Source organism: Nocardia sp. NPDC003482 (assembly GCF_053588115.1).
The window spans coordinates 1-19500 of sequence record NZ_JBSFPI010000023.1 but is presented as its reverse complement, the minus strand read 5'-3'; the positions used below and the strand labels follow the sequence as shown (position 1 = coordinate 19500).

At 70.8% G+C, this 19500-nt stretch carries 23 protein-coding genes; 19 read left to right on the top strand and 4 right to left on the bottom strand.

Features of this window, described 5'->3' with window-relative positions:
• Nucleotide 1 precedes the first annotated feature (1 nt).
• From ACWDSJ_RS30005 to ACWDSJ_RS29975, 7 genes are all read left to right on the top strand, one after another.
• Nucleotides 2-910, top strand: a complete 909-nt coding sequence (locus ACWDSJ_RS30005) for a sugar phosphate isomerase/epimerase family protein (RefSeq protein ID WP_450035866.1) — start codon at nucleotides 2-4, stop codon at nucleotides 908-910.
• Between the two features lie 138 nt (nucleotides 911-1048).
• On the top strand, nucleotides 1049-1927 hold the full coding sequence (locus ACWDSJ_RS30000) for a thioesterase family protein (protein WP_450035995.1): 879 nt from the start codon (nucleotides 1049-1051) through the stop codon (nucleotides 1925-1927).
• A 101-nt stretch (nucleotides 1928-2028) separates the two neighbouring features.
• Nucleotides 2029-2847 (top strand): pyrroline-5-carboxylate reductase, encoded by an 819-nt coding sequence (gene proC / locus ACWDSJ_RS29995; RefSeq protein WP_387359446.1) that lies wholly within the window; start codon nucleotides 2029-2031, stop codon nucleotides 2845-2847.
• Nucleotides 2848-3021: 174 nt separating this feature from the next.
• A complete protein-coding gene (locus ACWDSJ_RS29990) occupies nucleotides 3022-3246 on the top strand; it encodes a helix-turn-helix domain-containing protein (protein WP_387359448.1) in 225 nt (74 codons plus the stop codon).
• 259 nt (nucleotides 3247-3505) lie between these two features.
• Nucleotides 3506-3607 carry a 30S ribosomal protein bS22 gene (locus ACWDSJ_RS29985; RefSeq protein WP_003402602.1) on the top strand — a complete coding sequence of 34 codons (102 nt, stop codon included), beginning with the start codon at nucleotides 3506-3508 and terminating at the stop codon, nucleotides 3605-3607.
• Between the two features lie 198 nt (nucleotides 3608-3805).
• Nucleotides 3806-4876, top strand: coding sequence for an NAD-dependent epimerase/dehydratase family protein (locus ACWDSJ_RS29980; RefSeq protein WP_450035865.1), 1071 nt, complete (start codon nucleotides 3806-3808; stop codon nucleotides 4874-4876).
• Complete coding sequence (locus tag ACWDSJ_RS29975; protein WP_387359450.1) at nucleotides 4869-5885, top strand: lysophospholipid acyltransferase family protein; 1017 nt, start codon at nucleotides 4869-4871, stop codon at nucleotides 5883-5885. The genes ACWDSJ_RS29980 and ACWDSJ_RS29975 overlap by 8 nt, the downstream gene beginning before the upstream one ends.
• Nucleotides 5886-5906: 21 nt before the next feature.
• Here ACWDSJ_RS29975 and ACWDSJ_RS29970 read toward each other — a convergent pair whose 3' ends face one another.
• Nucleotides 5907-6926 carry an HAD family hydrolase gene (locus tag ACWDSJ_RS29970; RefSeq protein ID WP_387359452.1) on the bottom strand — a complete coding sequence of 340 codons (1020 nt, stop codon included), beginning with the start codon at nucleotides 6924-6926 and terminating at the stop codon, nucleotides 5907-5909.
• A 67-nt stretch (nucleotides 6927-6993) separates the two neighbouring features.
• Between ACWDSJ_RS29970 and ACWDSJ_RS29965 the strand changes: the two genes are divergently transcribed.
• From ACWDSJ_RS29965 to ACWDSJ_RS29945, 5 genes are all read left to right on the top strand, one after another.
• Nucleotides 6994-7254, top strand: coding sequence for a glutaredoxin family protein (locus ACWDSJ_RS29965; protein WP_387359454.1), 261 nt, complete (start codon nucleotides 6994-6996; stop codon nucleotides 7252-7254).
• Nucleotides 7255-7524: 270 nt separating this feature from the next.
• The gene (locus ACWDSJ_RS29960) at nucleotides 7525-8364 is read left to right on the top strand and encodes a redox-sensing transcriptional repressor Rex (RefSeq protein WP_387359456.1); all 840 of its coding nucleotides are present in this window, start codon (nucleotides 7525-7527) and stop codon (nucleotides 8362-8364) included.
• Entirely contained in the window at nucleotides 8361-9752 is a 1392-nt protein-coding gene (locus tag ACWDSJ_RS29955; protein WP_450035864.1) for a glutamyl-tRNA reductase, read from the top strand. Before ACWDSJ_RS29960 ends, ACWDSJ_RS29955 begins: the two co-directional genes overlap by 4 nt.
• Nucleotides 9749-10789 (top strand): hydroxymethylbilane synthase, encoded by a 1041-nt coding sequence (gene hemC, locus ACWDSJ_RS29950; protein WP_387359460.1) that lies wholly within the window; start codon nucleotides 9749-9751, stop codon nucleotides 10787-10789. The genes ACWDSJ_RS29955 and hemC overlap by 4 nt, the downstream gene beginning before the upstream one ends.
• Nucleotides 10789-12351, top strand: a complete 1563-nt coding sequence (locus ACWDSJ_RS29945; protein WP_387359462.1) for a bifunctional uroporphyrinogen-III C-methyltransferase/uroporphyrinogen-III synthase — start codon at nucleotides 10789-10791, stop codon at nucleotides 12349-12351. The genes hemC and ACWDSJ_RS29945 overlap by 1 nt, the downstream gene beginning before the upstream one ends.
• A gap of 1 nt (nucleotide 12352) precedes the next feature.
• On the opposite strand, the gene ACWDSJ_RS29940 is transcribed toward ACWDSJ_RS29945, so the two are convergent.
• The gene (locus ACWDSJ_RS29940) at nucleotides 12353-12622 is read right to left on the bottom strand and encodes a hypothetical protein (RefSeq protein WP_387359464.1); all 270 of its coding nucleotides are present in this window, start codon (nucleotides 12620-12622) and stop codon (nucleotides 12353-12355) included.
• Nucleotides 12623-12710: 88 nt separating this feature from the next.
• Nucleotides 12711-13511, bottom strand: coding sequence for a tetratricopeptide repeat protein (locus tag ACWDSJ_RS29935; RefSeq protein ID WP_450035862.1), 801 nt, complete (start codon nucleotides 13509-13511; stop codon nucleotides 12711-12713).
• Nucleotides 13512-13616: 105 nt separating this feature from the next.
• Here ACWDSJ_RS29935 and hemB point away from each other — a divergent pair, with 105 nt between their 5' ends.
• From hemB to ACWDSJ_RS29915, 4 genes are all read left to right on the top strand, one after another.
• The gene (gene hemB, locus ACWDSJ_RS29930) at nucleotides 13617-14594 is read left to right on the top strand and encodes a porphobilinogen synthase (protein WP_450035861.1); all 978 of its coding nucleotides are present in this window, start codon (nucleotides 13617-13619) and stop codon (nucleotides 14592-14594) included.
• Entirely contained in the window at nucleotides 14591-15112 is a 522-nt protein-coding gene (locus ACWDSJ_RS29925) for a hypothetical protein (protein ID WP_387359470.1), read from the top strand. The genes hemB and ACWDSJ_RS29925 overlap by 4 nt, the downstream gene beginning before the upstream one ends.
• A 270-nt stretch (nucleotides 15113-15382) precedes the next feature.
• Nucleotides 15383-15874 (top strand): hypothetical protein, encoded by a 492-nt coding sequence (locus ACWDSJ_RS29920; RefSeq protein WP_450035860.1) that lies wholly within the window; start codon nucleotides 15383-15385, stop codon nucleotides 15872-15874.
• A 49-nt stretch (nucleotides 15875-15923) separates the two neighbouring features.
• Nucleotides 15924-16166 carry a hypothetical protein gene (locus ACWDSJ_RS29915; protein WP_450035859.1) on the top strand — a complete coding sequence of 81 codons (243 nt, stop codon included), beginning with the start codon at nucleotides 15924-15926 and terminating at the stop codon, nucleotides 16164-16166.
• Nucleotides 16167-16170: 4 nt separating this feature from the next.
• On the opposite strand, the gene ACWDSJ_RS29910 is transcribed toward ACWDSJ_RS29915, so the two are convergent.
• Complete coding sequence (locus tag ACWDSJ_RS29910) at nucleotides 16171-16557, bottom strand: hypothetical protein (protein ID WP_387359476.1); 387 nt, start codon at nucleotides 16555-16557, stop codon at nucleotides 16171-16173.
• A gap of 202 nt (nucleotides 16558-16759) precedes the next feature.
• Between ACWDSJ_RS29910 and hemL the strand changes: the two genes are divergently transcribed.
• The 3 genes from hemL to ACWDSJ_RS29895 all read left to right on the top strand — a co-directional run bounded on the left by hemL (nucleotide 16760) and on the right by ACWDSJ_RS29895 (nucleotide 19427).
• Nucleotides 16760-18073: a glutamate-1-semialdehyde 2,1-aminomutase gene (gene hemL, locus ACWDSJ_RS29905; protein ID WP_450035857.1), complete on the top strand. Its 1314-nt coding sequence runs from the start codon at nucleotides 16760-16762 to the stop codon at nucleotides 18071-18073.
• Nucleotides 18074-18141: 68 nt separating this feature from the next.
• Complete coding sequence (locus ACWDSJ_RS29900; RefSeq protein WP_450035994.1) at nucleotides 18142-18747, top strand: histidine phosphatase family protein; 606 nt, start codon at nucleotides 18142-18144, stop codon at nucleotides 18745-18747.
• 89 nt (nucleotides 18748-18836) lie between these two features.
• Nucleotides 18837-19427 (top strand): TlpA disulfide reductase family protein, encoded by a 591-nt coding sequence (locus ACWDSJ_RS29895; RefSeq protein WP_387359480.1) that lies wholly within the window; start codon nucleotides 18837-18839, stop codon nucleotides 19425-19427.
• The last annotated feature ends 73 nt before the right edge of the window (nucleotides 19428-19500 follow it).

The window sequence follows — 19500 nt, the reverse complement described above, 5'->3', positions numbered from 1 at the left end:
GGTGGACAACGAGCAGTCGGGCAACGTCATCCGGGTCGGATTGTCCACGGCCTCGGTCTATCCCGAGAACACCGAGGCCGCGTTCCGGTACGCGGCCGAACTCGGCTACGACGGCGTCGAACTCATGGTCTGGGCGGAACCGGCCAGTCAGAGCATCGCCACCGTGCAGAGCTACACGCGCCGCTACGGAATGCCGGTGCTCGCGCTGCACGCGCCGTGCCTGCTCATCTCGCAACGGGTCTGGGGGGCGGATCCGGCCGCGAAACTCGAGCGCAGCGTGCACACCGCCGAGGCGCTGGACGCGAGCACGGTGGTGATCCATCCGCCGTTCCGCTGGCAGCGCCGCTACGCCGAGGGCTTCGCCGACCAGGTCGCCGAGCTCGAGGAGACCAGCGCGGTGGCCGTCGCGGTGGAGAACATGTTCCCGATGCGGGCCGACACGCTGTTCGGGCGGCGCTCGGGCGCGGCGCGGCGGCTGGAACGCCGTGGCGGACCGGGCCTTTCGCTGACCGCGTTCAGCCCGTCCTACGATCCGACCGACACCGGTTTCCGGCACTACACGCTGGATCTGTCGCACACCGCGACCGCGGGCGCGGACGCGCTGGCCCTGGCCGAGCGCATGGGCGCGGGCCTGACCCACCTGCACCTGGCCGACGGGCGCGGCGCGGCGCACGACGAGCACCTCATTCCGGGCGAGGGCACCCAGCCGTGCGCCGAGGTGTGTGCGGGATTGGCGCGCAACGGTTTCCGCGGTCACGCCGTCATCGAGGTGAACACCCAGAACGCCCGCACCACGCTGGACCGGGCGGCCATGCTGCATCGCGCGCTCACCTTCGCGCGGACCCATCTCAACGGCCCCCGCGCGGGCCGGGGCGCGCCGGAAACGACCGGGGCGCAACGGTTCCGATAGATCGTGCCCGGTCGCACCGAACTCGTTGGGGCGCAAGGCTTTCGGGGTTACGATGGCGGCTGGGAAGGTGCTCGTTCCGGTCCGTTATACAGTGTAGAGCGGACTGTACGGAAGGAGCGGCTCGTGACGGAGCTGGCCATCGAGACCGGACGGGCGGAGGACGCCCGCGACGACGCGCCCTTCGCCCGCGTCTGCGATCTGCGCGACGCGGGCGGCGCGGGGGACGTGGGGCGTTATCGGGGCACGATCGACCCGATCTGGACCATCGGCCCGAAGGTGCACGGCGGGACCATGGTCGCGAGCAGCGCGGCGGCGGCCACCCGCTGGTTGCGCGCGCGGCACCCCGAGGCCGGGGACATGTTCGCCATCTCGGCGAGCACCGACTTCCTCGGCGCGCCCGCGCCCGGCGAGGTCGACTACGAGGTCCGCATCCGCAAGACCGGCCGCCAGATCTGCCTGGTCGACGTGGGGCTGGTGCAGGACGGGCGCACGCTGGTCCACACCGCCCTCACCTTCGGCCACCTCGACGACACCGCGCCGATCTACGCGCCCGGCAGCTACACCGATCTGCCCGCCGAACCGTCGCCCGAGGCGCTGGGCTACACCCCGGATTCGCCGATGGGCAAGTTCGTGCACGTCGCGCGGGGCGCGTCGGTGGCCATCGATCCGGCCTGGGCGCGGTTCCTGACGGGCGAGACGGGCGAACCGCGGCTGCGGCTGTGGATCCGGCCCCGGCCCGGCGACGAGCGGGATCCGGAGGTGGCCTCCTGGTTCGCCATGATGGCCGCCGATATGAGCCCGCCGGTCCCGATGAACCTCGGCCAGGTCGGCTGGGCCCCCACCGTGCAGATGACGACCTACCTGCGGCGCCGGCCCGCGCCCGGCTGGCTCCGGGTCGTGGCGACCACCCACGCGGTCGGCGAGCGCATGTTCGACGAGGACCAGCTCGTGCTCGACTCGACCGGCGCGGTGGTCGCCCAATCGCGGCAGCTGGCCCTGATCCCGCAGCGGCGGTAGGTGGGCGATGGCTTTGGTCGGCCTTGATCCCGCAGCAGCGGTAGGTGGGTCGATGGCCCTGATCCCGCGACAGCGGGAGGTGGGCCGATAGCCTTGGCGCCATGACGAGAATTGCGGTGATCGGTGGCGGGCGGATCGGGGAGGCGTTGATCGCCGGGCTGTTGGAGTCGGGGCAGGCCGTCAAGGATCTGGTCGTCGTGGAGACCATGGCCGCGCGGGCGGAGTTCCTGGCCGAGCGGTTCGGGATCCGGGTCACCGATTCGATCGCGGAGGCCGCGACGGGAGCCGATCTGCTGGTCGTCTCGGTCAAGCCCCATGACGTCGACGCCGTCCTGACCGAACTGGGCAAGGCCGATCCGGACAGCGATCGCGATCAGGTGCTGATGTCGATGGCGGCGGGCGTCTCGACGACCCGGCTCGAGGCCAAACTGCCCGCGGGTTTCCCGGTCGTGCGGGTCATGCCGAACACCCCGATGCTGGTCGGGCAGGGCATGAGCGCGATCGCCCCGGGCCGCTACGCGCGCAAGGACGAGCTGAAACTCGTCACCGAGGTGCTCGAGTCCGTCGGCAAGGTCGTCACGGTCGCCGAGGCGCAGCTGGACGCCATCACCGCGGTCTCCGGCTCGGGTCCGGCGTACTTCTTCCTGGTGGTGGAGGCCATGGTCGAGGCCGGGGTCGGGCTCGGGCTGAGCCGGGACGTGGCCCGGCAGCTGGTCGTGCAGACCATGCTCGGCTCGGCCGCGCTGCTCGAGGAGTCCGAACAGGACGCCGCCGAACTGCGCGCGGCGGTCACCTCGCCCGCCGGGACGACGGCCGCCGCGGTGCGCGAACTGGAACGGGCCGGGGTCCGTTCGGCCTTCATCGAGGCGCTGCACGCGGCCCAGCGCCGCGCGGCCGAACAGGGCGGTCCGGAGGTCTGAGGATCGTGCCGCCGATGAACGCAGTCTGACCGGGAGGTTCCGGCGCGGCGAATCCTATTTCTCCCACCCGTCGCAGTAATCCCACTGGTCCCGCTAAGCTGCAAGGAGCACGTGCGTGTCTGTTCCGCCGGTGGGGAAGCCGGCGGCGCGGACGTGCCGGAGGTCAGTGGCGCAATGATGTCTGGAAACAGCTCTGCGAGTTCCAATCCCGTATTCGGTGGAGGGACCCAGTTCCTCACCGTCGCCGAGGTGGCGAAGCTGATGCGGGTCTCCAAGATGACGGTGTACCGGCTGGTGCATTCCGGCGAGTTGCCCGCGGTTCGCGTGGGTCGGTCGTTCCGGGTGCACGCCAAGGCCGTGCACGACTATCTGCAGACGTCCTACTTCGACGCCGGGTAGTCCGAGCCCGAGGATCGACCGGCCGGGCGGCGTGTCCGGCCGGTCGATCCAGCCTGCTCGCGGCGCCCGCGCGGGTGCCCGTTTTCGTTCGCCGACCGTCGGCCCGGTACGATGAACCACCGTTGTGTTGCCTGCCGGTGGCGCGGGCCGCACCGGCAGGCGGGCACTGGCGACGGACGTGGACGCAGGCCGCCGAACACGACTGGGCGTACGTAACCGGCGTGCGCGCCGAGCTAGAGAGAGAACGCGAGGAAACCCTATGGGTTCTGTGATCAAGAAGCGCCGTAAGCGCATGTCGAAGAAGAAGCACCGCAAGCTGCTTCGCCGCACTCGCGTGCAGCGTCGCAAACTCGGCAAGTAGGTCCGAGGCTCGGGGCCCGTCACCGGATCGGTGCCGGGCCTTTCATTTTGAAATCGAGCCGTTTTAAAGGTTCGTGTTACCAGTGGTGGAAGTCATTGTTGGATCCGGGTTAAAGCCGTTGATCCGCCGATGTCAGGGGCTACGCTGGAATGCGGGAATTGGTGGAGGGGGGCTGTACAGGCGGGATCCGGCGTGGGCGTGAGCGTGCGGGACGGGCATAGCCCCAAGGTCGTGCTGGTGACGGGCGCCAGCCGCTTCTTCGGCGGTGACACCGTTGCGCGGCTGACGGCCGACCCCGCCGTCGAGCGCGTCGTCGCCGTCGACACGCGGATGCCCGACCGGGATCTCACCCGCCGCCTGGGCCGCGCCGAATTCGTCCGCGCCGACATTCGAAACCCGTTGATACGCAAGGTGATCGACGCCAACCAGGTCGACACCGTGGTGCATTCGGCGATGCTGTCGCGCCCGCCGTCCAGCGGGGGCCGGGCGGTCATGAAGGACTTCAACGTGCTCGGCACGATGCAGTTGGTCGCGGCCTGTCAGAAGGCGCCCAGCGTGCGGCGCGTGGTGGTGCGGTCGTCCTCGGCGGTCTACGGCTGTAGTGCCAAGGATCCCGCGCGCTTCACCGAGGAGATGAGCGCGCGCACCCCGCCGCGCGGCGAATACGCGCGCGATCTCATCGAGGTGGAGGGTTACGTGCGCGGCCTGGCCCGCCGTCGGCCCGACATCGCCACGGCCATCCTGCGTTTCCCGCCGATCGTCGGCCCCCGGCTGGCCGGACGCGGGGTGCGCTATCTGCGGTCGCCGATCACCCCGACCATCTTCGGCCGGGATCCGCGGCTGCAACTGCTGCACGAGGAGGACGGCATCGCCGCGCTCGTGCACGCCGCGCGGCACGCGCCGGGCGGCACGTTCAATGTCGCGGGCGACGGCGCGCTGGCGCTGTCGCAGGCCATCCGCCGCGCGGGCCGGATCGCGATCCCGGTGCCGTACGCGGCCTTTCGCACCGTGGGCAGGTCCCTGATGGGTCCGGTCATGCGGGAGTTCACGGTCGAACAGATCGACTATTTCCATTTCGGTTGCGGTCTGGACACCACCCGGATGCGCAGCGAACTGGGTTTCCAGCCACGCTGGACCACGGTGCAAGCATTCGACGACTTCGTTGGGGGCGCAGCGTTGCGACCCGTCATCGATCCACGGTGGATCGACACCGCTGAAACCAAACTTCTCGGCCTGATCGGGGCCGGAGCGGGAGCAACCGATGAATGACGTGGCCAAGGTCATCCAACTGCACGACATCGACTTCGAGGCGCGGCAGCGACCGCAGTCCCGGCGCTGGCCGGGCGAGACGGCGCCGACCCCGGTCACCTCGCTGACCGAGCGGCTGGCCGAGGCGACGCCCCCCGAACCGGTCGGCCTCGCCGATCTGCTGCGCGGCAAGCTCGCCGAAAGCATCCGTGGCACAGCCGATTTCGCGCGCCGCAGGCTCACCGGCGACTATCGCGTGGACGAGTTCGGCCTCGACGAACATCTGCTGGAGTCGGTGATCCTGCCCGCGCTGCGGCCGTTGTCGGAGCTGTGGTTCCGGGTGCGGGTCAGCGGTATCGAGAACGTGCCCGCCACGGGCGGCGCGCTGCTGGTCGCCAATCACGCGGGCGTGCTCCCGCTCGACGGGCTGATGCTGCAACTCGCCGTGCACGACGAGCATCCCGGCCATCGCGCGCTGCGGCTGCTGGCCGCGGATCTGGTCTTCGACATGCCCGTGGTGGGCGGGCTCGCGCGCAAGGCCGGGCACACCCTGGCCTGCCCCGCCGACGCCGAGCGGCTGCTGCGCGCGAGCGAACTGGTCGGGGTGTTCCCGGAGGGGTTCAAGGGCATCGGCAAGCCCTACGGCGAGCGGTACAAGTTGCAGCGGTTCGGGCGCGGCGGATTCGTCTCGGCCGCGGTCAAGACGGGCGTGCCGATCATCCCGGTCTCGATCGTCGGCTCCGAGGAGATCTACCCCAAGCTCGCCGATCTGAAGCCGCTCGCCCGGCTGCTCGGCCTGCCGTATTTCCCTGTGACGCCGCTGTTTCCGCATCTGGGCCTGCTCGGCGCGCTGCCGCTGCCGTCGAAGTGGTACATCGAATTCGGCACGCCGATCTGCACGGGCGCGTTCGAGCCGGAGGCGGCCGACGATCCGATGACAATGTTCGAGGTCACCGATCAGGTGCGCGAGACGATCCAGCAGACGCTCTACAAACTGCTGGCCCGGCGGCGCAATCCCTTCACCGGTTAGCCCTTCTCGTCCACCCCGGCTTCAGCCCTTCTCGTCCCGCTTGCGGGTCAACACCGCGGCCGCCGCGCCCCCGGCCGCGCCGAGGGCCAGTGCGGTCGGCACGCCGATCTTGGCGGCCTTGCGGCCGGTGCGGAAATCGCGGATCTCCCAGCCCCGGTTCTTGGCCACCTCGCGCAGATCCGAATCCGGGTTGATCGCGACCGCCGTGCCGACCAGCGAGAGCATCGGGACGTCGTTGTGGCTGTCGGAATAGGCTGTGCAGCGCTTGAGGTTCAGGCCCTCGCGGATGGCCAGCGTGCGCACCGCGTGCGCCTTGCCCAGCCCATGCAGGATGTCGCCGACCAGCCGCCCGGTGAACACGCCGTCGACGCTCTCGGCGACCGTGCCCAGCGCGCCGGTGAGCCCGAGCCGCTTGGCGATCACCTGCGCGAGTTCGACCGGGGTGGCCGTCACGAGCCAAACCTGTTGTCCCGCATCGAGATGCATCTGGGCCAGCGAGCGGGTGCCCGGCCAGATCTTGTCGGCGATGATCTCGTCGTAGATCTCCTCGCCGAGCGCGGCCAGTTCGGCGGTGGAGCGGCCGGCGATGAACGACAGCGCCTTCTCCTTGCCGCTGGCCATATCGCCCTTGCTCTCCTTGCCGGTGACCCGGAATTTGACCTGCTTCCAAGCGATGTCGACCAGATCGGAGGTCTTGAAGTACTTGCGCGCGGCCAGCCCGCGGGCGAAGTGCACGATCGACGCGCCCTGCACCATGGTGTTGTCGACATCGAAGAACGCGGCCGCGGTGAGATCGCGCGGAATCTCCGAATCGGTATCGCCGACACCGGATTCCGCCAATTCGGCGTCGTGCAGCGCGAGAGCGGCGTCGGCGCTCGCCTCACCGGCGAGGTTGGCGCGCACCTCCTCCTCGCTGGGCCCGAACGGGCTGCGGGCGATGCGGGTCAGTTGATCGGACAGCCCCTGACTCCAGCGCGCCGGGAATTCGCCGAACCTCCCCGCGATGAACCCGGTCCTCGCCTCTTTCGATCGATCCGGCACCAGTACCTCCGCTGTCCGCGCGAACACACCCACACTAGCCCAGGGCGCCGACCCGTTTAATTGACACATGAGCGACTCCTCCCATTCGGTGACCCTGTTGACGCGCGCGGGATGCGGGCTGTGTGGTGTGGCCCTGGAACAACTGCGCGCGATTTGTGCCGATTACGGGATCGAACCGGGCACGATCGACGTGGACGAGGCGGCCGCGACGGATCCGGCGCTGCGCGCGGAATTCGGCGATCGGCTCCCGGTCGTGCTGCTCGACGGGCGTGAACACAGTTATTTCGATGTCGACGAGCCCCGGTTGCGGGCCGATTTGTCGCGTTGACCGGCGTACCCGCGGGCGCGCGGCGCGTTGTGTGGAATATCACCGGCTATTGCGGGTTCAATGGGCCGGGCCGGGCTACCCGCGCGTGACCGAATTCACCGACTTTGTGCAGGGCTTCACAAGCGGTTACGGTGGTGACACGCAACCCGCTGCTTCGGGCAGCGGAGCTACCCCGAACCCTGTCGAGCCGCTACCGGTGCCAGCCCGGGCGCCGACGGTCGACAAGCGATACCGGACACCTATCCCCGGCCGGACGAGGAGCCGAACGACGTGACAGAGCAGCATGAGACGCCAGGCGGCGTCTCCGGCAGGGCTCTGCGTCCGACCCAGCAGAAGGACATTCCCCAGGCCACCGTCGCGCGGCTGGCGACCTATCTGCGTGTCCTCGCCGTCCTTGCCGACGAGGGTGTGCTCATCGTATCGAGTGAGGAACTGGCTGTCGCGGCGGGTGTCGGTTCGGCCAAGCTGCGCAAGGATCTATCCTTCCTCGGCCCCAACGGGGTTCGCGGCGTCGGCTACGACGTCGCCAAACTCCGCGCCCGCATCGAGGACGTGCTCGGCCTGTCCGACGGGCACCGGGTGATCCTCGTCGGCGCCGGGAATCTGGGCCGGGCGCTGGTCGGCTACGGCGGCTTCGCGCGGCGCGGTTTCGGCATGGTCGGCGTCTTCGACCGCGATCCGCGGCTGATCGGCGAGACCATCGACGGCATCGAGATCCGCGATGTGGCCGGGCTGGCGGCGGCGGTGACCGAACTCCAGCCGACCATCGCGGTCATCACCGTGCCCGACGACGCCGCCCAGGCCGTGTGCGACGAACTGGTCGCGGCCGGGGTGCGGTCGATCCTGAGCTTCTCCCCGGTCGTGCTCGACGCCCCGCCCGCGGTGGAGGTGCGGCGAGTGGATCTGGCCGTCGAGATGCAGATGCTGTCGTTCGAGCGGGCCCGGATCGCCGAGGCCGAGGCGCGCGAGGAGCGCGGTGTGGCGGCCGGTGAGACCGTGCACGCCGTCTCCACTCCCATCGGCCGGCGGCTGGCGAACCGCTCGGCCTCCGCACACGTGGGAATTTCGGCAACGGAGCCAACCAGCAAGGGATCGGTGGTCGCACCATGAGCGTGCTTCTAGTCGGTATTTCGCATCGCAGCGCGCCGGTCGCGGTGCTGGAGAAGGTCGCGGTCACCGAGGACGATCGGCCCAAGCTCACCGAGAAGATGCTCGAATCGCAGCACATCTCGGAGGCGATGATCGTCTCCACCTGCAACCGGGTCGAGATCTACGCGGTGGTCGACGCCTTCCACGGCGGCCTGGCCGAGGTCGGCGATCTGCTCGCCCGGCACTCGGGCCTGCCGCTGCCGGAACTGACCCGGCACGCCTACGTCCGCTACAGCGAGGCCGCCGCCGAACACCTGTTCGCGGTGGCCTCCGGCCTGGATTCGATGGTGGTCGGCGAACAGCAGGTGCTCGGCCAGATCCGCGCGGCCTACGCCGCCGCCGACGCCCAGCAGGCCGCCGGGCGCACCCTGCACGAACTGGCCCAGCACGGGCTGCGGGTCGGCAAGCGGGTGCACACCGAGACCGGCATCGACCGGGCGGGCGCCTCGGTGGTCTCGGTCGCGCTGGAGCGGGCGCGCACCGTGCTCGGCGAGTTGGCCGGCCGCACCGCCGTGGTGGTCGGCGCGGGCGCGATGGGCGGGCTCGCGGTCGCGCACCTGGCCCGCGCGGGCGTCGAGCGGATCGTGCTGGTGAACCGGACGCTCGAGCGCGCGCGGCGGCTGGCCCGCACGGCGCTCGACATGCACGGCGTCGCCGCCACCGCCACCGATTTGTCGGGTCTGGTCGAGGCCATGGCCGACGCCGATCTGATCATCACCAGCACGGGGTCGGTCGGCGCGGTGGTCACCCTCGCCGACGCGCATCGCGCGCTCAACGCCTCCCGGCCGGGGCATCAGCTGGTCGTCTGCGATCTGGGCCTGCCGCGCGACGTGGACGCCGCCGTCGCGGGCCTGCCCGATGTGACGGTCATCGACATGGAGACCCTGCAACGCGATCCCGCCGCGCTGGCGGCCGCCGCCGACACCACCGCGGCCCGCGCCATCGTCGCCGAGGAACTCACGAAATACCTTGCGGGACAACGCATGGCCGAGGTCACGCCGACCGTCGCCGCGCTGCGCCAGCGCGCCGCCGACGTGGTCGAGGCCGAACTGCTGCGGCTCGAGTCGAAGCTGCCGGACCTGGGCGATCCCGAACGCGAGGAGGTCGCCCGCACGGTCCGCCGCGTGGTCGACAAACTGCTGCACGCGCCCACCGTGCGGGTCAAGCAACTGGCCTCGACCCCCGGCGGCGGCAGCTACGCCGAGGCGCTGCGCGAACTCTTCGAACTGAAACCCGGTGCGGCCCAAGCGGTTGCGGCCCCGATGGAGATCGCGGCCCTGGGCGGCGAACTCGCCGACGACTTCGCGCCCGGCCACATCCACTCCGACGAACAGGGGCGCCACGCATGACGGAGGCGACGGTGCGGCAGCACATCGACATTCGACGCGGGAGCGCCGACCTGCCCTGGCGCATCGGCACGCGCGGCAGTCTGCTGGCGCTCACCCAGGCCGGAACCGTGCGCGACGCGCTGATCGGGGTGGGCCAGCACGCCGAACTCGTGATCGTGAAGACCGCGGGCGACAAGTCGTCCGATCCGGTCGAGAAGATCGGCGTCGGGGTGTTCACCACCGCCTTGCGCGACGAATTGGCCTCGGGCGCGATCGATATCGCGGTGCACTCGTACAAGGATCTGCCGACCGCACCCGATCCGCGCTTCACCATCGCCGCCATCCCCGGCCGGGAGGACCCGCGCGACGCGGTCGTCGCCCGGGACGGACTGGTGCTCGGCGAGCTGCCCCCCGGCGCGCGGGTGGGCACCTCCGCGCCGCGCCGCGCCGCCCAGCTGCGGGCGCTCGGGCTCGGGCTCGACGTCGTGCCGTTGCGCGGCAATCTCGATACCAGACTTCGTAAGGTCGCCGAGGGTGAACTCGACGCCGTGGTGGTCGCGCGGGCCGGGCTGTCCCGCATCGACCGCCTCGACGCGGTCACCGAGGCCCTGGAACCGGTGCAGATGTTGCCCGCACCGGCGCAGGGCGCGCTTGCGGTGGAATGCCGCCGCGAGGACGGCGATCTCGTGACCATCCTGTCCACCCTGGACGATCCCGGCACCCGTGCCGCGGTGATCGCCGAACGGTCGCTGCTGGCCGAGCTCGAGGCCGGATGCACCGCACCGGTCGGCGCGCTCGCCGAGGTGGTCGAGTCGCTCGACGACGACGGCAGGGTGGTCGAGGAATTGTCGCTGCGCGGTTGCGCGGCGGCGGTCGACGGCTCGGATGTGATCCGGGCCTCGGCGGTCGGCGCGCTCGCCGACGCCGAGCGGCTGGGCCGCGGCCTGGCGCGTGAGCTCCTGGAGCTGGGGGCGCGCGACCTGCTCGGCCAACCCGCGCGGGCGGTGAACCCGTCGCCCTCCGACTTGCCCGATCCCAGCCCGATGGAGAACGAATAATGAGCCGAGCCACTAAGAAGCACCCTGGTCGGATCCTGTTCGTGGGGTCCGGACCCGGTGACCCGGCACTGCTCACCGTGCGGGCCCGTCAGGTGCTCGGCCGGGCGACGCTGGCGTTCACCGATCCCGATGTCGACAAGGGCGTGCTCGCGCTGGTCGGCACCGCGGTCGAGGCGGGCCCCGACGGCGAGCCCGCCGTCGACGTCCGCCCGGCGCTCGGCGAACCCGCCGAGGTGGCCAAAACCCTTGTCGCCGAGGCCCGTTCGGGCAACGACGTGGTGCGGCTGGTGTCCGGCGATCCGCTCACCACGGATTCGGTGATCGCCGAGGTCAACGCCGTCACCCGCTCGCATCTGGCGTTCGAGGTGCTGCCCGGCCTGCCGTCCGGCACGACGGTGCCCGCCTACGCCGGAATCGCGTTGGGCTCCAAGCACACCGAGGTCGACGTGCGCGGCGAGGTCGACTGGGCGTCGGTCGCGGCCGCGCCCGGCCCGCTGGTGCTGCACGCCACCTCGGGTCATCTCGCCGAAACCGCCAGCGCCCTGGTCGAACACGGTCTGGCCCCGCAGACCCCGGTCGCGGTGACCGTGCGCGGCACCACCCGCCAGCAGCGCACCATCGAGGCGACGCTGGCCACCCTCAACAGCGCCGCCTCCGAACTGGTCGGACCGCTCGTGGTCACGGTCGGCAAGGAGGTCGAGAAGCGCTCGAAGATGTCGTGGTGGGAGTCGCGCGCGCTGTACGGCTGGACCGTGCTCGTGCCGCGCACCAAGGAGCAGGCCGGGGAGATGAGCGAGAAGCTCGTCATGCACGGCGCCATCCCGATGGAGGTGCCGACCATCGCGGTCGAGCCCCCGCGCAGCCCCGCCCAGATGGAACGCGCGGTGAAGGGCCTGGTCGACGGCCGCTACCAGTGGGTGGTGTTCACCTCCACCAACGCCGTGCGGGCGGTCTGGGAGAAGTTCGGCGAATTCGGCCTGGACGCCCGGGCGTTCTCCGGGGTGAAGATCGCCTGTGTGGGCGAGGCCACCGCCGACCGGGTGCGCTCGTTCGGCATCAACCCCGAACTGGTGCCCAGCGGGGAGCAGTCCTCGGAGGGCCTGCTGGCCGATTTCCCGCCCTACGACGACGTCTTCGATCCGGTCAACCGGGTCCTGTTGCCGCGCGCGGACATCGCCACCGAGACCCTGGCCGAGGGCCTGCGCGATCGCGGCTGGGAGATCGACGACGTCACCGCGTACCGCACCGTGCGCGCCTCGCCGCCGCCCGCCGAGACCCGCGAGATGATCAAGACCGGCGGCTTCGACGCGGTCCTGTTCACCTCGTCCTCGACGGTCCGCAACCTGGTCGGCATCGCCGGAAAGCCGCACGCGCGCACCATCGTCGCCTGCATCGGCCCCAAAACCGCCGAGACGGCAATCGAATTCGGCCTGCGCGTGGACGTCCAGCCGGAGATCGCCCAGGTCGGCCCCCTCGTGGACGCCCTCGCCGAACACGCCGCCCACCTGCGCGCCGAGGGCCTGCTGCCCCCGCCGCGCAAGAAGAGCCGCCGCCGGGTGTGACTCAGCGCCGGGCGCGCATGAGGTCACGGACCAGGCGGCACGTCTTGTCCGACGGCGGGCGGATGCCCACGAGATCGGCTGTGCGCCGGATGGTTTCGTTGTCGGCCAGGGCGGCGCGGTAGACGCCGGAGTCGAGTAGCGCGATGGCCAGGCGCATGGCCTTCAGCCGTCGGTTGTGGGTGACGTACCACGACCGCGGGCGCCCCGGCGGCAGGCGGCGCTTCTCGAGCGGGACGTACGGTCGGTCGATGAGCGTGGTTGTGGTGGCCACGTGATCCTCCCCTCGGATCGGAACCGGAGTTCCTCGAACACATCTTCGATTCTACCGAGGGGTACCGACAGAAAACCGTTCCGCGCGCTCACATTCCGTGCAGCAGATCGAGGGCGCGCGGATGTCCCAGGGCCGCCGATCGTTCCAGCCACTCGCGCGATTCCGCCTGTGCCGCGGGCGTGGTCGGCTCCGCCTCCAGGAACTGCGACAGGTGGAACATCGACTCCGCGTCGCCGACCGCCGCGCCGCGCCGCAGCCAGCGTTCGGCGTCCTCGGCCCGATCCCGTTCCAGGCAGACCGCGCCCAGCACCGCGTACGCGTCGGTGCGCCCGCGACGGGTGGCCTCCACCAGAAGTTCGGTGGCCCGGTCGATCTCGCCGCGCCGGGCGTAGCGCAGGCCGAGATTGCGCATGCCCGTGGCGTTTCCGGCCAGGGTCGCGCGCTCGTACCACTGCTCGGCCCGCTCGTCCTCGCCGCGCCGATCGGCCAGCGCGCCCAGATTGCACATGGCCTCCGGCAGCCCGGCCTCCGCCGCGCGCAGCAGCCACGGTTCGGCCGCGTCCAGATTCCCGCGTTCCAGATGGATCGCGCCGAGCTGGTACTCCGCGGAGGTCAGCCCGGCGTAGGCGGCCTGTTCGAGCCATTCCATCGCCTCGGCCACCCGCCCGTCCTGCCACGCCGATTCGCCCAGCCGCCCGAGCGCCGCCACGCTGCCCAGCTCCGCCGCCCGGCGTAACCAGCGCTCGGCCTCGGCCCGTTCACCCGCCTCCCCCAGTCGTTGTGCCAGGAGTTCGACGGCCGCGAGATCACCCCGCTCCGCCGCCGCGCGCAGCGCGCGCACCGCGGCCTCGTCGTCCACCCCGTACTGTCGTTCCTCGCGATCGGACATGTTCGCTCCCGTTTCAGTCCTCGTTCGGAGTATGCCGTTCTCGGTCCCGCTCGGCTGGCCGAGGCGGCGAAGACGTGCGTCCGGACGCGGCGTATCGTGCGGTTCATGACCGGAATGGACCGCCCGCGGCGGTTGCGTCGTACCCCCGCCCTGCGTCGTCTGGTAGCCGAAACGACGCTGGAACCAAGGCAATTGGTGTTGCCGATGTTCGTCGCCGACGGGCTCGGCGAACCGCGCGAGATCGGCTCGATGCCCGGTGTGCATCAGCATTCGATGGACTCGCTGCGCAAGGCGGCCGTCGACGCCGTCACCGCGGGCGTGGGCGGTCTGATGCTGTTCGGCGTCCCCAAGCCCGAGGACAAGGATCCGATCGGCAGCCGGGCCAGCGATCCGGACGGGATTCTCAACCGCGGCCTGCGCGCGCTGGCCGAGGAGGTGGGCGACGCGACGGTCGTCATGGCCGACACCTGCCTCGACGAATTCACCGACCACGGCCACTGCGGCGTCCTCGCGGCCGACGGCTCGGTCGACAACGACGCCACCCTGGACCGCTACGTCGAGATGGCGATCGCCCAGGCCGAGGCGGGCGCGGATCTGCTCGGCACCAGCGGCATGATGGACGGCCAGGTCGGCGCGATCCGCGCCGGGCTCGACGAGGCCGGGCTGCTGGACGCCGGAATCCTGGCCTACGCCGCCAAATACGCCTCCGCGTTCTACGGCCCGTTCCGCGAGGCGGTGGCCTCCTCGTTGCAGGGCGATCGCCGCACCTACCAACAGGATCCGGCCAACCGCCGCGAGGCGCTCCGCGAACTCGACCTGGATCTGGCCGAGGGCGCCGACATCGTCATGGTGAAACCGGCCATGTCGTATCTGGACATCCTGCGCGAGGTGGCCGACCGCTCCGACGTGCCGGTCGCGGCCTATCAGATCTCCGGTGAGTACTCGATGATCACCGCGGCCGCCGAGCGCGGCTGGATCGATCGGCGTGGAGCCATCCTGGAATCGCTCATGGGCATCCGCCGGGCGGGCGCGGACATCGTGCTCACCTACTGGGCGACCGAGGCCGCGCACTGGCTGTCGTGAATCCGTGGACTCCGCCGGGCCCGCCGCCCGGCCCGGTGGCGGTGCCGACCGATGTGCGCACCGCGTCCCAATTGTGGTGGGGCGTCATCGGTCTGGGCGTGCTGCGGCTGCTCGTCACCGCCGTCGGTCAGTTCGCCGATCGGCACGAGCTGACCCGCCGCCTCTACGACCAGCTGCACGCGCAACAGCCCGAGGTCGGGCTGGCCGAGATCGAGATGATGGTCGCGCTGCTCGAGGTCGTGATCGTCGTGTTCGGGCTCGGCCTGGCCGCGGGCGCGGTGGCCGTGGTCCATCAGCTGCGGCGCGGGCGGCTCTGGGCGCGGGCGCTGCTCGACGTCGCCGCGATGGTGCTCGTGTTCGGGGCGCTCGGCGCGCTGTTCGGTCTGGGCGCGGTGACGGGGACCGCGCAGCTGCTCGCCGGCGCGGCGGCGATCCTACAGGCGGTGCTCGCCGCCGGGGCCGTATTCCTTTGTCACCGAGGCGAATCCGAACCTCACTTCCGCGGGAACGTCCGGTGAGACACGGGCCGAATTTGTCCCGGGCGCGGCAGGATGTATCGTGAGGGTTGTCACAGCGGACTTGGGAACACGGAGTTGTGGTTCGCACGTTGGTCTTTCGATCTCGTGTCGGTACTCGCTCCGGAGGAGCGGAGGCATCGATGCGAGTGGTGATTCAGCAACCGCAAAGCCTTCGGCGAGATGTGCTCGTGCTGAGTCTGCTCATCCTGTTCGGTCTGCTCACCCTCGCGGGACTCCTGATTCCCAGCGTGATCGCCTGAGATCTCTCGTTTGACCGATACCGAGCCCACCGTTCTGTTCGCCGAGCCCGGCGCGCGCTGGCGCAGCATCGCCTACGGCCCGCTGCTGTGCCTGGTCGTGCTGATCCTCGAACTCGCGCTGCGCGCCCCGGTGCACTGGTTCGGGCTGGCCTTCTGTGCCGTGCTGCTGGCCGGATTCGTCTGGTTGCAGGTCATCGCGGGCCGCCGCCACGTCAGCGTGGAACTCACCGGAACCACCCTCCGCGAGGGCACCGAGGTCCTCCCGCTACGCGACATCGCCGAGGTCCTCCCCGAACGCGACCCCGACGCCTGGGACGACGAGGACTGGGAATCCGCCCGCGCCCTGGGCGAACTCACCGGCGTCCCCCGCCGTCGCAAGGGCATCGGCCTGAAACTCCGCGACGGCGCGATCGTCCAGGCATGGGCCCGCGACCACCACCGGTTGCGGGAGGAACTGAGCGCGGCACTGGAACGGCTGCCCGATGGAGATGGGGCGCGGTGAGGCGGCCGTGCGCGGTTTCGGAGTCGCTGCTCGGCGAGGATCAGGAGGCGTGGTGATGCGGCGGGTGTGGATCGTCGTCGATCTGGTGTTGATCGTGCTCTGTGTCGGCGCGGCGGTGCCGAGCTGGCGGCACGGCGTGCATACCACGGCCTTCGCGGCCTCGGGCGATCTGCCCGCCTTCGAGGCGACGCGCTATTCGGGGCCGTGGCTGGGGCTGGCCGCCCTGCTGGTGGCGGCGGCCGGGCTGGCGGTGGTGGATCTGGTGGTCCGCTGCGCGCGGCGGGCGGACTGAGCGCTCAGTTCCAGCGCTGGTAGATGTCCACCAGACGCGGGCCGTGGGCTCCGGTTACGTTGACGTACACGGTGACCGAGCCGTCGGGGTGATCGGCGGCCTCCATGATCACCTGCCGCAGCGAGGCGTGGATACCGCCGTTCTCGTCCTTGTAGAGCTGGGTATCCGGGCGCAGGCCCGCACCCATCCGGCTGGGCGGCACGACCATGCCGACGAGCGCGGGCAGCGGGCCGTCGGCCAGCGCCGCGGTCTCCTCGTGCGAGAGGTTGAGGCCGATCCGGCCCTCCTCGGGCTGCGCGATCGGCGTGGCGGCCGCGGCGGTGCCGATACCGCCCACGGTCGCGGCGGCCGCGATGGTGATCAGGGTGGCGCTGAACAGGATGGTCCGCATGAATTCCCTCCCGGCCGTGGACGTCTGACTGCCCGAGCGTACGCACCGGTGATCGATCCGGTGCCGAAGCGGCCGAAAACCGCTCCCGGCGTGTTGCGGTTGCGTTCGGCCGCTGTGGTTTTCGCGGCGGCGGATGTGGGGTGGCTCACCGCACTACACCCTGTCGTCGACCGGTGTCCGAGGGGCTGCGACACTGGGTGCCGTGAGTTCCTCCCCGCGCTCCGCCCGATTGTTCGATCGCGCCGCCGCCGTCATTCCCGGCGGGGTGAACTCGCCGGTCCGGGCGTTCAAATCGGTCGGGGGAACGCCGCGGTTCATCACCTCGGCCCGCGGCTGGGCGCTGACCGACGCGGATGGCAAGGACTACGTCGACCTGGTCTGCTCGTGGGGTCCGATGATCCTGGGCCACGCTTACCCGGAGGTGGTGGAGGCCGTGCGCCGGGTCGCGGGTTGCGGCCTGTCCTTCGGCGCGCCGACCGAGGCGGAGATCGAGCTGGCCGAGGCGATCGCCGCGCGGGTCGAGCCGGTGCAGCGGGTGCGGCTGGTCAACTCCGGCACCGAGGCCACCATGAGCGCGGTCCGGTTGGCGCGCGGCTTCACCGAACGCGCCAAGATCGTCAAATTCGCCGGGTGCTATCACGGGCACGTCGACGCGCTGCTCGCCGACGCGGGTTCGGGCGTGGCGACCCTCGGCCTGCCGACCTCGCCCGGCGTCACCGGCGCGCAGGCCGCCGACACCATCGTGCTGCCGTACAACGACCTCGCCGCCGTCGAGACCGCCTTCGCCGAATTCCCGGGCCAGATCGCGGCCGTCATCACCGAGGCCGCGGCCGGGAACATGGGCGCGGTCGCGCCGCTGCCCGGATTCAACGCGGGCCTGCGCCGCCTGACCGAGGAGCACGGCGCGCTGTTGATCATGGACGAGGTGATGACCGGCTTCCGGGTCAGCCCGGCGGGCTGGTACGGGCTCGACGGCGTCGCCGGTGACCTCTACACCTTCGGCAAGGTGATGAGCGGCGGTCTGCCCGCCGCGGCGTTCGGCGGCCGGGCCGACATCATGAACCGCCTCGCGCCGATCGGCCCGGTCTACCAGGCCGGAACCCTGTCCGGGAATCCCGTCGCGGTCGCGGCCGGGCTCGCCACGCTGCGCGCCGCCGACGACGAGGTGTACGCCGCGCTCGATCGCAATGCCGATCGCCTGGGCGGTCTGCTCACCGCGGCGCTGTCGGCCGCGGGGGTCCCGCACGTGGTGCAATTCGCGGGCAATATGGTGAGCGTGTTCTTCGCCGACCGTCCGGTGACCGACTACGCCGCCGCCAAGGGCTCCCAGACCTGGCGGTTCCCGGCGTTCTTCCACGCCCTGCTCGACCGCGGCGTCTACGCGCCGCCGAGCCCGTTCGAAGCGTGGTTCGTCTCGGCCGCACTCGACGAGGACGCGTTCGACCGAATCGCCGCCGCCCTGCCAGCCGCCGCAGCGGCCGCGGCCGCCGCCACACCCGAAGGACCCAGCGCGTGAGCGACCCGCAGCAGCTCGAATCATCCCCGGACGCAACCGGATCCACCCCCGAGACCATCGTGCACGTCATGCGGCACGGCGAGGTGCACAACCCGAAGGGCATTCTCTACGGGCGCCTGCCCGGATTCGGCCTGTCCGTCAGCGGCCGCTCCCAGGCCACCGCCGTCGCCCGCGCCCTGTCCGACCACGACGTCACCCTGGTGGTGGCCTCCCCCCTGCAACGCGCCCAGGAGACCGCGGAAGCCGTTGCGGGACAACACAAACTGATCGTCCGCACCGACGACAACCTGATCGAGGCGGGCAACACCTTCGAGGGCCTGCGCGTCTCCGTCGGCGACGGCGCGCTGCGCAAACCCCGGCACTGGTGGAAGCTGCGCGACCCGTTCACCCCGTCGTGGGGCGAGCCCTACCTCCAGATCGCGCATCGCATGCTGGCCGCGGTCAACAAGGCCCGCGTGGAGGCCGCCGGGCACGAGGCCGTGCTGGTCTCCCATCAACTGCCGGTCTGGACGCTGCGCCGCTTCCTCGAGGGCAAGCGGCTCTGGCACGATCCGCGGCAGCGGCAGTGCTCGCTGGCTTCGCTGACTTCCCTTGTGTATCAAGGGGATACGTTGATCGATATTGTCTATTCCGAGCCCGCGGGGGGTTCGGATCCGCGGGTGACGGGGGCGTGAACGGGGGAGGCGTCGGGTCGTCCGCGCGGCGGGGAACTGCCGCGCGGCGAGTGTCGGTCGCCGCGGTGCACGCCCGCGGATCCCGGCGGGTGCCCGCCCTTCTCGTCGCCTGCCTCGCCCTCGTGGTCGTGTTGGCGGGCTGCTCCACCGGAAAGGACGCCGTCGCCACCGGCGGCACGTTCGACTTCGTCTCGCCCGGCGGCAAGACCGAGATCTTCTACGACCCGCCCGCCTCCCGTGGGACCATCGGCCACCTCTCCGGGCCCGATCTCATGACCGACGGCAAGACGGTCTCCGTCGACGACTTCCCGAATCAGGTTGTGGTGCTGAACATCTGGGGCCAATGGTGCGGCCCCTGCCGCGCCGAGGCCCCCGCGCTGGAGAAGGTCTACGAACAGTCGAAGGCCCGCGGCGTCACCCTGCTCGGCATCAATGTCCGCGACACCCGGCAGGACAAGGCCCGCGACTTCGTCATCAGCAACCACATCGGCTACCCCTCCATCTACGACCCCGAGATGCGCAGCCTCCTCGCCCTGGGCGGCAAATTCCCCACCAGCGTCATCCCCACCACCCTCGTCCTCGACCGCGCCCACCGCGTCGCGGCCGTCTACCTCCGCCCCCTCCTGGCCGAAGACCTCCAACCCGTCATCGACCGCATCTCCGCCGAGGCCCCCCAATGACCACAAACCCCAGCCGCACCCTTTATTCGAATCCGCACCCGTTGGTGCGCGAACGTCACCGACCGGGCGGCGA

Coding starts and splice junctions, on each gene's coding strand:
- ACWDSJ_RS29900 (WP_450035994.1), top strand. CDS start 18,142: ATGCGGCACGGCGAGGTGCACAACCCGAAGGGCATTCTCTACGGGCGC.
- proC (WP_387359446.1), top strand. CDS start 2,029: ATGACGAGAATTGCGGTGATCGGTGGCGGGCGGATCGGGGAGGCGTTG.
- ACWDSJ_RS29975 (WP_387359450.1), top strand. CDS start 4,869: ATGAATGACGTGGCCAAGGTCATCCAACTGCACGACATCGACTTCGAG.
- hemC (WP_387359460.1), top strand. CDS start 9,749: ATGACGGAGGCGACGGTGCGGCAGCACATCGACATTCGACGCGGGAGC.
- ACWDSJ_RS29910 (WP_387359476.1), bottom strand. CDS start 16,557: ATGCGGACCATCCTGTTCAGCGCCACCCTGATCACCATCGCGGCCGCC.
- ACWDSJ_RS29985 (WP_003402602.1), top strand. CDS start 3,506: ATGGGTTCTGTGATCAAGAAGCGCCGTAAGCGCATGTCGAAGAAGAAG.
- ACWDSJ_RS29955 (WP_450035864.1), top strand. CDS start 8,361: ATGAGCGTGCTTCTAGTCGGTATTTCGCATCGCAGCGCGCCGGTCGCG.
- ACWDSJ_RS29945 (WP_387359462.1), top strand. CDS start 10,789: ATGAGCCGAGCCACTAAGAAGCACCCTGGTCGGATCCTGTTCGTGGGG.
- ACWDSJ_RS29990 (WP_387359448.1), top strand. CDS start 3,022: ATGATGTCTGGAAACAGCTCTGCGAGTTCCAATCCCGTATTCGGTGGA.
- ACWDSJ_RS29965 (WP_387359454.1), top strand. CDS start 6,994: ATGAGCGACTCCTCCCATTCGGTGACCCTGTTGACGCGCGCGGGATGC.
- ACWDSJ_RS29935 (WP_450035862.1), bottom strand. CDS start 13,511: ATGTCCGATCGCGAGGAACGACAGTACGGGGTGGACGACGAGGCCGCG.
- hemB (WP_450035861.1), top strand. CDS start 13,617: ATGACCGGAATGGACCGCCCGCGGCGGTTGCGTCGTACCCCCGCCCTG.